Source organism: Lacisediminihabitans sp. FW035, assembly GCF_054880895.1.
In genome coordinates this window covers 1,168,538-1,182,101 of record NZ_CM142187.1, presented here as the reverse complement: position 1 = coordinate 1,182,101, position 13,564 = coordinate 1,168,538, and the positions used below count along the sequence as shown (strand labels likewise).

General features: G+C 67.2%; 13 protein-coding genes. 3 read left to right on the top strand and 10 right to left on the bottom strand.

Features of this window, described 5'->3' with window-relative positions:
• Positions 1–61: 61 nt before the first annotated feature.
• The 4 genes from ligA to ACVXZ4_RS05645 all read right to left on the bottom strand — a co-directional run bounded on the left by ligA (position 62) and on the right by ACVXZ4_RS05645 (position 5,440).
• Positions 62–2,359, bottom strand: a complete 2,298-nt coding sequence (gene ligA, locus ACVXZ4_RS05660) for an NAD-dependent DNA ligase LigA (protein WP_461797259.1) — start codon at positions 2,357–2,359, stop codon at positions 62–64.
• A 68-nt stretch (positions 2,360–2,427) separates the two neighbouring features.
• Entirely contained in the window at positions 2,428–3,537 is a 1,110-nt protein-coding gene (gene mnmA / locus ACVXZ4_RS05655) for a tRNA 2-thiouridine(34) synthase MnmA (protein WP_461797258.1), read from the bottom strand.
• A gap of 165 nt (positions 3,538–3,702) precedes the next feature.
• On the bottom strand, positions 3,703–4,239 hold the full coding sequence (locus ACVXZ4_RS05650; protein WP_461797257.1) for a hypothetical protein: 537 nt from the start codon (positions 4,237–4,239) through the stop codon (positions 3,703–3,705).
• Complete coding sequence (locus ACVXZ4_RS05645; protein ID WP_461797256.1) at positions 4,232–5,440, bottom strand: cysteine desulfurase family protein; 1,209 nt, start codon at positions 5,438–5,440, stop codon at positions 4,232–4,234. Before ACVXZ4_RS05645 ends, ACVXZ4_RS05650 begins: the two co-directional genes overlap by 8 nt.
• 67 nt (positions 5,441–5,507) lie before the next feature.
• On the opposite strand from ACVXZ4_RS05645, the gene glgX reads away from it, so the two are divergent.
• Entirely contained in the window at positions 5,508–7,598 is a 2,091-nt protein-coding gene (glgX, locus tag ACVXZ4_RS05640) for a glycogen debranching protein GlgX (protein ID WP_461797255.1), read from the top strand.
• The gene (gene ybaK / locus ACVXZ4_RS05635) at positions 7,595–8,068 is read left to right on the top strand and encodes a Cys-tRNA(Pro) deacylase (RefSeq protein WP_461797254.1); all 474 of its coding nucleotides are present in this window, start codon (positions 7,595–7,597) and stop codon (positions 8,066–8,068) included. The genes glgX and ybaK overlap by 4 nt, the downstream gene beginning before the upstream one ends.
• 13 nt (positions 8,069–8,081) lie before the next feature.
• Here ybaK and ACVXZ4_RS05630 read toward each other — a convergent pair whose 3' ends face one another.
• The 5 genes from ACVXZ4_RS05630 to ACVXZ4_RS05610 form a co-directional block, all read right to left on the bottom strand.
• Positions 8,082–8,726 (bottom strand): signal peptidase I, encoded by a 645-nt coding sequence (locus tag ACVXZ4_RS05630; RefSeq protein WP_461797253.1) that lies wholly within the window; start codon positions 8,724–8,726, stop codon positions 8,082–8,084.
• A complete protein-coding gene (locus ACVXZ4_RS05625; protein WP_461797252.1) occupies positions 8,719–9,414 on the bottom strand; it encodes a hypothetical protein in 696 nt (231 codons plus the stop codon). The genes ACVXZ4_RS05630 and ACVXZ4_RS05625 overlap by 8 nt, the downstream gene beginning before the upstream one ends.
• Positions 9,414–10,715 carry an RICIN domain-containing protein gene (locus ACVXZ4_RS05620; RefSeq protein ID WP_461797251.1) on the bottom strand — a complete coding sequence of 434 codons (1,302 nt, stop codon included), beginning with the start codon at positions 10,713–10,715 and terminating at the stop codon, positions 9,414–9,416. The genes ACVXZ4_RS05625 and ACVXZ4_RS05620 overlap by 1 nt, the downstream gene beginning before the upstream one ends.
• On the bottom strand, positions 10,715–11,329 hold the full coding sequence (locus ACVXZ4_RS05615) for a hypothetical protein (RefSeq protein ID WP_461797250.1): 615 nt from the start codon (positions 11,327–11,329) through the stop codon (positions 10,715–10,717). Before ACVXZ4_RS05615 ends, ACVXZ4_RS05620 begins: the two co-directional genes overlap by 1 nt.
• Before the next feature lie 107 nt (positions 11,330–11,436).
• Positions 11,437–12,003 carry an alternate-type signal peptide domain-containing protein gene (locus ACVXZ4_RS05610; protein WP_461797249.1) on the bottom strand — a complete coding sequence of 189 codons (567 nt, stop codon included), beginning with the start codon at positions 12,001–12,003 and terminating at the stop codon, positions 11,437–11,439.
• Positions 12,004–12,443: 440 nt separating this feature from the next.
• On the opposite strand from ACVXZ4_RS05610, the gene ACVXZ4_RS05605 reads away from it, so the two are divergent.
• Positions 12,444–12,758 (top strand): hypothetical protein, encoded by a 315-nt coding sequence (locus tag ACVXZ4_RS05605; RefSeq protein ID WP_461797248.1) that lies wholly within the window; start codon positions 12,444–12,446, stop codon positions 12,756–12,758.
• A gap of 79 nt (positions 12,759–12,837) precedes the next feature.
• Here the strand turns inward: ACVXZ4_RS05605 and ACVXZ4_RS05600 are convergent, their stop codons facing one another.
• On the bottom strand, positions 12,838–13,101 hold the full coding sequence (locus tag ACVXZ4_RS05600; RefSeq protein WP_461797247.1) for an endonuclease domain-containing protein: 264 nt from the start codon (positions 13,099–13,101) through the stop codon (positions 12,838–12,840).
• Positions 13,102–13,564: the final 463 nt, after the last annotated feature.

The window sequence follows — 13,564 nt, the reverse complement described above, 5'->3', positions numbered from 1 at the left end:
GGTTTTTGCTGGTCCGCCAGAGATCGTCACGCGGTGTTTACACGCGAGACTATCTCGTTAATCAGCGATCTAGGCCATCCGGGCCGAACTCGAGCAACACCGCGAACTGCGCCGCATCGATGATGCGAAGCCCGAGTTCCTCAGCTTTCGTCAGTTTCGAGCCGGCGCCTGGGCCAGCCGCGACGAAGTCCGTCTTCTTCGACACGCTCGATGCCGCTTTGCCACCGGCGGCCATGATCGCCTCGAGCGCCCCTTCTCGCGTGAAGCCCTCGAGGCTCCCGGTCGCGACGACGGTGATGCCCGAAAGCGGTCCGCCCGCAGCCACGGCCGCACCGGGACCGGCGTGACCGGGGATGCTCAGCCGCACCCCGGCATCCGTCCACCGGTCGATGATCTCGACATGCCAGTCGACGGCGAACCAGTCGATGAGGGCATCGGCGATGATGCCACCGACGCCGTCGACGGCCGCGAGCTCCTCCCGGGTCGCCGCCCGGATGGCGTCGATCGACCCGAAGTACGCGGCGAGGGCGCGTGCCGCCACCGGGCCGACATGACGGATGCTGAGGGCGACGAGGATGCGCCACAGGTCCTTGGTCTTCGCAAGTTCGAGCTCGGACAACAGCTTCTCGGCCGCGGACGACGGCACCGAGTCTTCGTCGCCCGCGAATTCGGCCGCGTCGGGATCGAAGGCCGGATCTGCTCCCTTTCCCGTCTTCCTCCGCTTTTTGCGATACGGGGTCTCGGTGCGCTCCGTCCCGTCGGGGTTGAGCTTGACCAGGCCCGTCTCGTAGTCGCGAACGCGGACGGTGATCGGGAAGATGTCACGGAGCGTCAGTGAGAACAGCCCCGCCTCGGTCACGAGCGGCGGGTCGGCGGGGATGTCGGGCTGGGTGAGGGCAGAGGCGCCCACCTCGCCGAGGCCCTCGACATCGAGCGCACCCCGCGATCCGACGTGCTCGACGCGCCCGCGCACCTGGGCGGGGCAGCTGCGAGCATTGGGGCAGCGGAGGTCGATGTCGCCCTCCTTCGCCGGGGCGAGAAGCGTGCCGCACTCCGGGCAGTTCGTGGGCATCACGAACTCCCGTTCGGTGCCGTCGCGCAGTTCCACGACCGGCCCGAGCACCTCGGGGATCACGTCGCCGGCCTTGCGCAGGACAACGGTGTCGCCGATCAGCACGCCCTTGGCCTTGACGACATCCTGGTTGTGGAGAGTGGCCTGGCGCACCTCGCTTCCGGCGACGCGCACCTTCTCCATCACGGCGAACGGGGTCACCCGGCCGGTGCGCCCCACGCTCACCACGATGTCGAGCAGCTTCGTGTTCACCTGCTCCGGCGGGTACTTGTAGGCGATTGCCCACCGCGGGGCACGGCTCGTCGCCCCCAGCTCCTCGTGAAGTTCGAGCTCGTCGACCTTGATCACGATGCCGTCGATCTCGTGCTCGACGCTCGACCGGTGCGCACCGAAGTACTCGATGAATTCGGCGGCCTCCTGTGCGGTCTTCACCACGCGGAAGTGCGTGCTCGTCGGCAGGCCCCACTCCTTGAGCAGGCCATAGGTCGCCGACTGCGACTCGACCGGCGCCTCGTTCCCTTTGCGGGGGTGTGCCCAGGCGCCGATGCCGTGCACCAGCATGCTCAGCCGACCGAGCCGCTTGTGCATGCGTTCGAGCTGCACCGCGTTCTTGTTCTCCGCAACCTGGCGCAGACTGCCGGAGGCGGCGTTGCGCGCGTTCGCGAACACCCGCTCCCCCGCGGCCACCTGGTCGGCATTGAGCTGCTCGAAGATCTCCGACTCGAAGAAGACCTCTCCACGCACCTCGACGATCGGCGGATGCCCGGTGCCTGCCAGCTTCGTCGGGATCACCTTCACGAACGCGATGTTCTCGGTCACGTCCTCGCCGACGACGCCGTCACCCCGGGTCGCGGCGGTCACCAGCACGCCGTTCTCATAGCGCAGGTTGATCGCGAGGCCGTCGATCTTGAGCTCGCACAGGTAGTCGATGTGGCGGGCGGCGTTGCGCTCGACCTTCGCGGCCCACTCCGCGAACTCATCCAGCGAGAACACGTTGTCGAGGCTCAGCATCCGCTCGGCGTGGCGCACCGGCGCGAAGAGAGTCGTCTCGGCGCGTCCACCGACGGTCTGGGTCGGGGAGTCCTGGCTCTGCAGCTCCGGGAACAGGCGCTCGAGCTGCTCGAGCCGACGCAGCATCCGATCATATTCCTCGTCGGCTACGAGCACTTCGTCGCGTTCGTAGTAGGCATCCCGCAGTTCGAGGATGCGCGTCGTCAGCTCGCCCGACTCCTCCCCGGCCTGTTCGAGGGTGAGGTCTTCCACGCTGTCTACGTCCTGTTTGGCCACGGCTTCAGCTTAGGTTCGACCGCCGACGTGACGCACGCCCTGCCCACACGGGAGGACCGGGGCAGGGATCAGTGCGCGGGGAGGGCGACCGCGGATACCGTGCGGTCGATCGTGCACTGCCCGAGCACCCGGGTGCCGAGATAGACCACCGCGGTCTGCCCCGGCGCGACGCCGCGCAGCGGAACATCCGGGCGGATGACGAGCTCGCCAGCCCGAACCACCGCGACCGCCGGCACCGGGTCGGCATGGGCGCGGATCTGCACGTGGCAGGCGAACTCCGTTGACGGGTCGACGGGGGCTAGTCCGGCCCAGCTGAACTTCGACCCGGCGACCTCGGCCAGGTCGAGAGCCTCCTTCGGACCCACGACGACGGTGTTGCTCGACGGTCGCACCTCGAGAACGAATCGCGGACGCCCGTCCGGCGATGGAACCCCGAGGTGGAGGCCCTTGCGCTGGCCGACGGTGAATGCTGCGGCTCCCTCATGGCTGCCGACTACGGATCCGTCCCGTTCGAGGATGACTCCGGGTTCGGCTCCGACGCGGTCTGCGAGCCAGCCGCGGGTGTCGCCGTCGGGGATGAAGCAGATGTCGTGGCTGTCGGGCTTCGTGGCCACGCTGAATCCACGCTCAGCGGCCTCTGCCCGCACCTCCGCCTTGGACGGCGTGCTGCCGAGGGGGAACATGCTGTGGGCGAGCTGCTCGGTGGTGAGCACCCCGAGCACGTAGGACTGGTCCTTGGCCCAATCTGCCGCCCGGTGAAGCTCCCGGTTGCCGTTCTCGTCGGTGAGGATCGACGCGTAATGACCGGTCGCGACCGCGTCGAATCCGAGGTCGAGCGCCTTCTCGAGCAAGGCTGCGAACTTGATGCGCTCATTGCAGCGCATGCAGGGGTTGGGGGTGCGGCCCGCGGAATACTCGGCGACGAAATCATCCACGACGTCCAGGGCGAATCGCTCGGAGAAGTCCCAGACGTAGTACGGGATGCCGATGATGTTGGCCGCCCGCTGCGCGTCCATCGAGTCCTCGATGGTGCAGCATCCGCGGGCTCCGGTGCGGAGCGTTCCGGGCATCCGGCTGAGCGCGAGATGCACGCCGACCACGTCGTGGCCGGCCTCGACGGCGCGCGCGGCGGCCACCGCGGAATCCACCCCGCCACTCATCGCCGCCAGCACCTTCATGCCTTCCAGTGTAGGCGGGGCATTTCGGGCATCCCTGCACCGCCCTCCCCTCCCCCTTCATAACTCCTGCAGAATGCCGGCGACCGAGCACGGATTGCCGGAATTCCGGGGGGCGCCGGGGAACACCCGGCAGAGTGCAGGAGTTATGCGCGGGGGGCGGGAGGATCAGCCGGGAAGATCGGGACTCACCAGCTGGAGCTGGATCACCGATTGCCCGGACACCCGGGGATCGCCGCTCAACTGGAGCAGCCACGAGATATTCGGCTTGCGATTGCTCGAGAGGGTGACGAGGTGCACACCGGAGGCGTCGTCGGAAGACTGCCGCTCCGTCCATCCCGAGGCCTCGAGCTTCTGCACCATCGTCTTCGAAATCGCGACCGGGTCGTTGTCGGGGTCGAGCGAGATGATCCGCAGCACGCCGTAATACGACCCGGCGGATGCCGTCGCGGGCACGAGCTGGTCGGTGTTGTCGACGTGCACCACGATCGACGCGGGCAGCAGCGCCACGATGGCATCCGCGATCCGCACCGTCTCGGTCTTTGCCGAGTCGCCGGTGAAGTCGTCGGGGAAGACGGTCTTCAGCGCCGGGTCCGCCGGCACGCTCTCAGTCGGCGTCGGGCGCGTCGCCTCCGTCGTCGTACAGCCGCTCACGGCGAGGAGCACCACGAGCGCCGCGGCCGCTATCGCCCCACGCCTAGGCATCGAGACCGCGCGCATCCGCGCCGGCCGTTGGCACGGTTCGCGGCATGACCTCCCGGTCGTTCAGACCGGCTCGAGTCGCGCGGGCGACGGCGTGCGGCAGCGCGTGCAGGAAGGCATCGATATCGGCCTCGGTGGTGCTGTGGCCGACGGTGATGCGCAAGGCGCCGCGGGCATCCGCCTCGCTGAGTCCCATGCCGAGAAGCACATGGGACGCCTCGGGGATGCCTGCCCGGCAGGCCGAGCCGGTGCTCACCGACACGCCCGCGGCATCGAGCAGGAACAGCAGGGAGTCACCCTCGCACCCGGGGAAGGTGAAGTGGGCGTTGTTGTCGAGCCGCGCCTCCGGGTCCGGGTCACCGCGAAGCACCGCGGGCGGCACGGCCGCGCGCACCCCGGCGATGAGGCGGTCGCGAAGCGGCGCGAGTGACGAGACCGGATGCTGCGCCGCGACCCCGAACGAGATCGCGGCCGGCACGTCCTGGGTGCCCGAGCGAACGTCGCGCTGCTGCCCTCCCCCGTGGATGAGCGGCACGACGACTGCGGATCGGTCGAGCACGAGGGCACCGATGCCGAGAGGCCCGCCGATCTTGTGGGCGGAGACCGAGAGTGCCGAGAGGCCCGACCCGGCGAAGTCGATCGGCAGGTGCCGATAGGCCGAGATCGCATCGGCATGTACCGGCACGCCGTGACGCGCCGCGAGCGTGGTGACTTCGGCGACCGGCTGCACAGTGCCGACCTCGTTGTTCGCCCAGAGAAGGGTCACGAGTGCGATGTCATCATGCTGCGCGAGCGCCTGGGCAAGGGCCTCCAGTCGTACGCGACCGAATTCATCGATGGGCAACCACTCGATGATCGCGCCCTCGTAGCGTTCGAGCCATTCGACGGTGTCGATGGTGGCATGGTGCTCGCCGTGGGGCACGAGGATGCGCGGGCGCCCACCGCCGGCGTTGCGCGCCCAATACAGCCCCTTGACGGCGAGGTTCACCGCCTCCGTCCCGCCGGAGGTGAAGACGATCTCGATGGGGTCGCAGCCCAGCGACTCGGCGACCCGCTCGCGGGCCTCCTCCAGCATACGCTTGGCGTTCTGCCCCTGGGAGTGGATCGACGAGGGGTTTCCGACGATGCCGAGCGCGGCGGTGTAGGCGGCGATCGCCTCGGGGAGCATCGGGGTCGTCGCGGCGTGGTCGAGATACACGGGCACGGACGACACCTCCACTTGCGCACACGCCGTAACCTGAACGACTCACGGAGTCTCTACTCTAGAACCCATGCCTGTGACCGATCCGACCGTCGATTCGCCGATTGCGGCAGCCACACCACGTGTAGATCCGCTGCGGAACCTCGGCGTCAGCGCCACCGCCGGCGGCGGCATGCTGCGGGTCTGGTCCGCGAGCGCCACCGCGATCGAGCTCTGCATCTATGGGAGCAAAGACCCCAGCTGGGTCGCCGAGAGCATCCAGTTGCAGAAGGATGAGCACGACGTGTGGTCGGGCACCTCCGCCAGCCTGGTAGCCGGCACCCGCTACTCGCTGCGGGCCAGCGGCCCCACCGGGCCGACCCACGAGTTCGACTCGAACCTGCACCTGATCGATCCGTATGCGCGCGGTCTCGCGCGCACCCCGTCCGGTGACTGGCGGTCCTACGTGCAGGATGACGCCTTCGACTGGGCCGGTACCACGAAGCCGAATGTCCCGCTCGATCACACCGTGCTCTACGAGGCCCACGCCAAGGGCATCTCCAAGCTCAACCCGGCCGTGCCGGAGGAACTCCGTGGCACCTATGCGGGGCTCGCCCATGACACGGCGATCAGCTATCTCAAAGACCTGGGCGTCACAACCATCCAATTGCTCCCCGTGCACCAGTTCGTCAGCGAACAGCGGCTGATCAAGCAGGGCCTCAGCAACTACTGGGGCTACAACACCCTCAACTTCTTCACCCCGCATGCGGCCTACGCCAGCCGGGAGGCCCAGTTCGGTGGCACCGGCGCGGTGCTCCGGGAGTTCAAGGGCATGGTGAAGCTGCTTCACGAGGCCGGGCTCGAAGTCGTGCTCGACGTGGTCTACAACCACACCGCCGAGGAGGGCAGGGGTGGCCCGACCACCTCGCTTCGCGGTCTCGACAACGCGTCGTATTACCGGCAGGACGCCAAGGGCAATTACATCGACGTGACCGGATGCGGCAACACCGTGAATTTCGCACAGCCCGCCGCCCAGCGGCTCGTGCTCGATTCGCTACGCTACTGGGCCAACGAGGTGCAGATCGACGGCTTCCGGTTCGACCTCGCGGCCACCCTCGGGCGCAACGAGCGGGTGGAATTCGACCCGCATCATCCGCTGATCGAGGCGATCGTCACCGACCCGGAGTTGCAGGGTGTGAAGATGATCGCCGAGCCGTGGGACGTCGGGATGGGCGGATGGCAGGTGGGCAACTTCCCGAAGCCCTGGTCGGAGTGGAACGACGACTATCGCGACCGCACCCGAAATTTCTGGCTCACCGACATCGGCGCGGCGCGCGCAAACGGCGTCGCACCGATCGGCATCGGGCAACTCGCCTCAAAGCTCTCCGGCTCGAAGGGCGTCTTCTCCCAGGAGCGCGGCCCGCTCGCCTCGGTGAATTTCGTGACCGCCCACGACGGGTTCACCCTCGCCGACCTCACCGCCTACAACCAGAAGCACAACCTCGGCAACGGGGAGAACAACCGCGACGGCACCGACAACAACCACTCCTTCAACTACGGGGTGGAGGGTCCGACCCACGACGCGACGATCCTCTCCGCTCGCGAGAAGGCCATCCGCAACCTACTCGGCACCCTGCTGCTCTCGGCGGGCCTTCCGATGATCACGGCCGGCGACGAGTTCGGCCGCAGCCAACGTGGGAACAATAACGCGTACTGCCATGACAGCGAGCTGACTTGGCTGCCCTGGGAGCACGAGGACTGGCAGGACGACCTCCTCCTGATCTCCCAGAAGCTGCTGCGGCTGCGCAGGGCGAACCCGGCCCTCCGGCCCATCCGCTTCGGCATCTTCGGCGAGACCGTGCCCTCGGCGACCCAGATGGACTGGTTCAACAAAGAGGGTCTCTCGATGTCGATCGAGGACTGGGATTCGCCGACGGAGCGCACGCTGCAGTACCTCGCGGCATCCACTCCCGAGTTCGAGGAGTTCAACCGCATCCTGCTCGTCGTGCACGGGCTCGAGGCGCCGGAGACCGTCTGCCTTCCGGAGCACGAGGGCGTGGCATCCTACGAACTCCTCTGGAACAGTGCGGATGACCACGCGGCAACGGCCACGCACCTCCCCGGGTCAGAGTTGATCCTCGCCCCGGCGTCGATGCAGTTGTTGCTCGCTCACTCGTCGTGACCGCGACCCCGGCGACCCTCGCGCTCGCTGCCCTCGGGATCCCGTTTGTGGAGCACGACTACGCTCACGACGCGGCCACCACGGCGTTCGGGGTCGAGGCGGCATCCCTGCTCGGGATCGATCCGGAGCGGGTGTTCAAGACACTGATGACGGAGGTCGACGGCGGTCTCGCCGTGGCGATCGTGCCGGTCTCCGGGAAGCTCGACCTCAAGAGCCTCGCCGGGGTACTCGGCGCCAAGAAGGCCACGATGGCCGATCCCGCATTGGCAGAGCGACGCACCGGCTATGTCGTCGGTGGAATCAGCCCGATCGGGCAGAAGACCGCACTTCGCACGGTGCTCGACGAGACGGCCGAACTCTTCGACACCGTGTTCGTCTCCGGGGGTCGACGGGGATTCGACATCGAGTTGTCGCCGGCGGATCTCATCTCCGCGACCTCCGCGATCGTGGCCGCGATCGGTCGCGACTGAGTCGAGGAGCAGGTCAGGGCGCGGATGCCGTCCGACGAGCGCGCCGACGTTTCTGCCGGCGCGACGACACGATCGCCGACGCCACCGTGTAGGCCGCGTAGGCGAACAGAAGGCCGGCGATCACCGGCACGATCCAGACCCGGTTCTCGCCGTTCACCGCATTGTTGACGTAGCCGATGTACGGCAGCGAGTACCAGACCCTTCCCTGCACCTGCTCGGCGAGGATCTCCCCCGCATCAGGCTGGCTGTTGTTGTCCCCTTTGAACTGGAAGGTGCGGGTGCCGTCCGAGGCATTGTGGATGGCGATGATGCGGTGGGTGATCACGCCCGGCTTGCCCGAGACGATCTGATAGGTGGCGACGTCGCCGATCCTCAGTTCGTCGGTCTTCACCGGGACGTCGACGATCAGCGTGCCTGGCGGGAACTTCGGGATCATCGAGCTCGTGAGCACCGTGAGAGGGATGCCTCCGGCCACCTTCGGGATCACCACGACGAGCGCGGCCAGTGCCAGGACGAGCACCAGGATCGCTCCGCTCAGGGCGAGCCCCAGGTAATGAGCGAGGCCCTTCTCCGTTGACCGTGGCTTTCGTCCATCCCGCGGTCGGCGCGCGGGCTCGACCCCGTTGGTCGCACCGTCGGAGCTCGGGTGGTCAGTCATCCTCTGATTGTCGCCGACGCCGGGCCACAATCAGGCACATTCCCACGCCGAGCAGCACACCGCCACCGACGATGAGCGGCACCGGGAGCGTGCCGCCGGTGAACGCGACGGTGCGGAATGTGCCGGTGTCGGCCAAAAGGGTGCCGCCGTCGCCACACGCCGAGCCGGAGAAAGAGCCGGCCGCGGCATCCCGCATGGCGACCATGATGTCGATCGAGGCCCGCTCGGACTGCGCCACAGTGGAGACGAGGTCTGCCATCGTGAGCGTGAGAGAGAGTTTCACTGTGCCGCCGGGCGCAATGGCGGCCGCCGAGCTCATGACTTGGCACGCCTTCAGTCCGGACAGGGAGAACGAGGATCGGGCGGTGCCCGGGAGGGAGTCGATCCAGCTGAGGTCGATGCCGTTGGCAAGGTCGGCAGACGTCGACGCGAGATTGCGGATGCTCACGCGAAAGGCCGCCGGGCTCGACGAGGGGTTACGGATCCAAAGCGACCGGCTGACCGTCTCGCCCGGTATCAGCGCGCCGGCGCCGTCGAACAGGCCGCCACCGAGGTCGGAGGCGAAGGTGATCCCGTCCCGACTCAGCAGCACGTCACCGGTGGCAGCGGATGCCGGTGCCGCCGCTCCCAGCGCCATAATGAGCGTCGAGGCGACAATTGCCACGAGTGTGACCAATTTGGAGCGCATCACGGCACCTGGGTGAGGGTGAAGGTCTGCGTCGCGGTGCCGTCGCAGGTGTACTGCTGAACCTGCGAACCAGAAGCGTTGCTCTTGAGGGTTAGGCACTTTCCGCTGTTGACGCTGGCGACGTGCACCTTTCCGTTGCCCTCGGAGGTGATGGTCCAGAGTTGGTTGTTGCTACCCGACCAGCCCCAGGTGATCGCCGGCGAGCCGTCGGTCGTGCTCGCTCCGCTGATGTCCCATACCAGCGACGGAGACGCGGTAGAGACGATCTTGTAGTTCGCGCCCGACACGTTCGCAAACTGCCAGGTCTGGCTTCGACCGGTCTGGCAGGCCAGGGTCACGAGACTGTTGCCATTCGCGCCAGGCGAAGCTCCGCCGTCGACGCAGAAGTTCGCGGCGGTGAAATTCACCTGGTAGTTCACGGAGGTGTCGAAGACTGCCGTCGTGACATTGCGCGCCGCGGATGCCGTCGAGACGTTGCCCGCCGCATCCCGCGCCTTCACCGTGTAGGCGTTGGTCGTCCCACCGGTCAGGCCGCTATCGGTGAAGGTGACCGTCGGGGCTGACACAGTGCCGGCCAGCGTCCCCTTGCGGTAGACGTCGTAACTCGTGACGGCGACGTTGTCGGTCGAGGCCGCCCACGAGAGGGTCGTCTTCGCGGCGGTCGTTCCCGATGCCAGGGGGGTTCCCGGGGCGCTCGGAGCCAGCGTGTCGGCCACGGTCTGGGACGCTGTGGCGGTCGATGTTCCGCTCCACGAGCCCTGGGTGTAGGTCAGCAGGACGGTCGGCACCGATGGGGGCCCGACGGTTGTGGCGTAACTCGCCGGGATGGTCGTGCGCACGCAGAAGATGTCGACGGCGCCGACTGCCACGGAATCGGCCGTCGAGAGCCCGGTCGACAGCACGGCGCTTCCGGACTGGGCTCCCACCGCGGACGCCGCGGTGCACTGGGAGAGGGATGTGACGATCCAGCCCGTGAGCGTCGTCGCGTTGGAGAGTCCATTGCTCGCCGCCTTGATCTGCACGGTGTAATTGGCGGGAACAGTGCCCGAGTTGGTGACCGACACCGCGGCGGTATCGGAGAGCACTGCCGGCGAGTACGTGGCGTTGAGATTCGCGACATCCGCCGGGGTAACGGTGACGGAGAGGCGCCCCGAGCTCACCGTGGAGCTTAGCGGCGACAGGGCGGTCCAGACCGCGGTGGCCACTCCGGCTCCGGCCAGCACCAGGAAGAGTGCGAGACCGCCGGCGATCGCGGCCCGCGGCAACCGCACGCGAGTCGAGCGACGACGAGTGCGCGGCATCAGCCCTGGATCCCGTCGATGGAGGCTACGAAGGCCGTAGCGCTTTGCCCCTGAACCGTGTTGTCGGGTGAGTTGCCGAACTGGGTAGACACGCAGAGCACGGCCGTGTTGCCGACCGCAAGTGGAGTTCCGATGGTTGCAACGGTAGGCGATGCGAAGGTGCTGTACACCCATGCGGAGGTGACCGCGCCGGTACTGCAGCTCGCAGAATCCGCCGCCGTGGCGAACCCGACCTTGAGTGCCTGCGTGAAGGCGTTGGACGTCGGCACTGTCAAACCGCTTGTGCGGAGGGTGAGGGGGATGGTGCCCGTGTTCTTGAGGGCGGCCGATCCGTAGAGCACGAGGCCCGGATATATCGCTGTCGTCGGCATGGCGAGGGCGGTGCTCACGGTCAGCTGGGCGTTGCCCGAGGTGATGATCGCGTTCGAGGCGGTCGGTTGTGACTTGTTCCACAGGGCGTAGGTGCCGCCGGTGGCGACACCGGCGAGGCCGATCGCGAGGACGAATGCGAGGGTCGTCATGATCAGCGACCTCACCGAGACGAGAGAGCGGATGCTTCGGCGGGCGAGGTGTCGTCCCCGGCGGGAAGAGGCGGTGCGAGTGAGGTTCGTCATCAGTGGCACCGCCTTTTCCGAAGGTGTGAGCGAGTAGGGGGAGAGTGTGGCCAGAGCCACTCGCACGTGTGCCCGCCTTCGGGTGGCGGGCACGCGCGCGGATCTGACTAGTTCTGGGTGAGAGTGACTGTCAGGTTATTCAGGTTCACCGAGCCGAGCTTGGCGTCGTTCTCGGCGCCGGCGGTCGTTGATTTCGGGAAGGTGATGGTCGCCGTCACGGTGACCGGGGAAGCGCTGATTCCGGCAGTACCCGGGGTGACCGTGTACGTGGGTCCGGCGCCGGTGATCGCGGTTCCGGTTGCCGCCAGCACGGTGTTGGCCGTGAGGTAGCCCGCGAGAGCGGTGTCGGCTGCGGCTGCGGTGGCTCCCGTAATGGAGGCGGTTCCGAGGCCGAGGGTCGCGACAAGGTTGTTGCCCGAGGCGGTGACGTTCACAGTCTTGGTGAACTTGAGTACGTCACCGGGAACGGCCTTGAAGGACGAAAGGGTGATCGTGGAACCGTTCGCGGTCCAGGTGCCGGCCGTGCCGGAGTCGGCGACGAGCAGGTTGCCCGCGACGATGTTGCCGCCGGTGACCGATGCGCTCGAGTTCCAGAGTGCGAAGGTGCCCGCACCGCCGAGGAGGAGGGCGACACCAGCTGCGCCGGCGATTGCGCCTTTGAGGAGCTTGTTCATTTTCGTTCCTTTCGCGACACCTGGGGTGTCGGGTGAGGGCGGGCCGAAGCTCGCCGATCGTTTCCTTTTGCCGCGGGGCGGCAGGAACCTCGTGATCGGCACGAGCTTCCGAGTCTGTGTGGCCGGTGGGATGTAATTCACCGGCTTTCATGTCCGTCGACTTCGCCTTGCGGCCTGTCGTCGGGCACCTTCCCCATAAAGAACATTACGTGGGACAGACCAAGCTGTCTATCCTCCATGCACCCCCAGAGTAGGGCACAGCGATATACCGGAATCGCTACTCGAATAATCGTGAAGACCTCACATAGCGACGAAATCGATGGCATTAAAGCAAGATCGCGACTGAATCCGCAGAAGTGTGATACCCGGAGCCTTCGGGATGGGGTACAGGACCGAGGAGGGAGGGTACAGACGGGATTCCGCGCGATAGGTGCGTATGCATGGATTTGTTGCGCGCTCGCCCGGGCGCGCTCGCGTTGGCGCGCTCGCCCGGGCGCGCTCGCGTTGGCGCGCTCGCCCGGGCGCGCTCGGCCCGGAGCGCTCGTCCCGGCGCGCTCGTCCGCCGCTGGATCCGGGAGTTGCGATCCGTGTTCGCGGCATCCGTGTTCGCGGCATCCGTGTTCGCGGCATCCGTGTTCGCGGCATCCGTGTTCGCGGCATCCGTGCTCGCGGCATCCGTGCTCGCGGATCAGGACTTCTTGACCGGCGTCGCGTGTCGCGCCGCAGATGTGCGGCGTGTCGTCGAAAACTCCTGATCCGCGAACGCGGACGAAGCCGCCGGCGCTGTGCACACGAGAAAAGAGGGCCCCGCGCGGGCCAGGAGCCGAGGCAGTGTCAGCTCAGGTGAGAGGCGGGCGCCGGGCGACCATGGAGATGAACAAGGACGATCGTTGAGAGCACCGAGGGCCAGTCGTCGAGAACCTGCGTGCGCGAGAAGTGCAATACGCGGTACCCCCACGCGTTGAGGGGCGCATCCCGCACGCGGTCCCGCTCGAAGCCCACGGCGTTGCCGTGGAATTCCTCACCATCGAGCTCGATCACGAGCCATCCGTCGATGAGGAGGTCGACGCGGATGCCGGGAAGGACTTCGACCTGCACCCGCACTGTGAATCCCGCGGCGCGCAATCCAACTCGACTCGTCGACTCGAGCCCACTCCCGGCACGGCCGTCGGTACGCTCGATCAGATCGCGCTGCCGGTGCGAGCCCGTCTCACCGATTTTCCGGAGCTGCGAGAGGCTCAGCAATCCGCACGCCAGGGCCGAATCGAGAACTGCAATTGCAAGGTCCTCAGAAAGACAGTCCATTACCGCGAGGAGGCACTGCTCGAGATCGACGATCGGTCGATCCACTGCTCCCGGCCGGTTGTGCCAGTGCAAGACCGTCCGTGACGGGTGCCCGCGGTCGAATCGCACACGCGCAGCCGTCCGAGATCGAAAGCGAGAGGAATTCGATGGAACGAGGATGTGGAGGTCGGGCACCGGGGGCACCCACAGTCCCATCAGCGAAGCGGCCGATACGCACGCGACACCGCCGCCGACGCGGATAGCCTCGACCATCGAT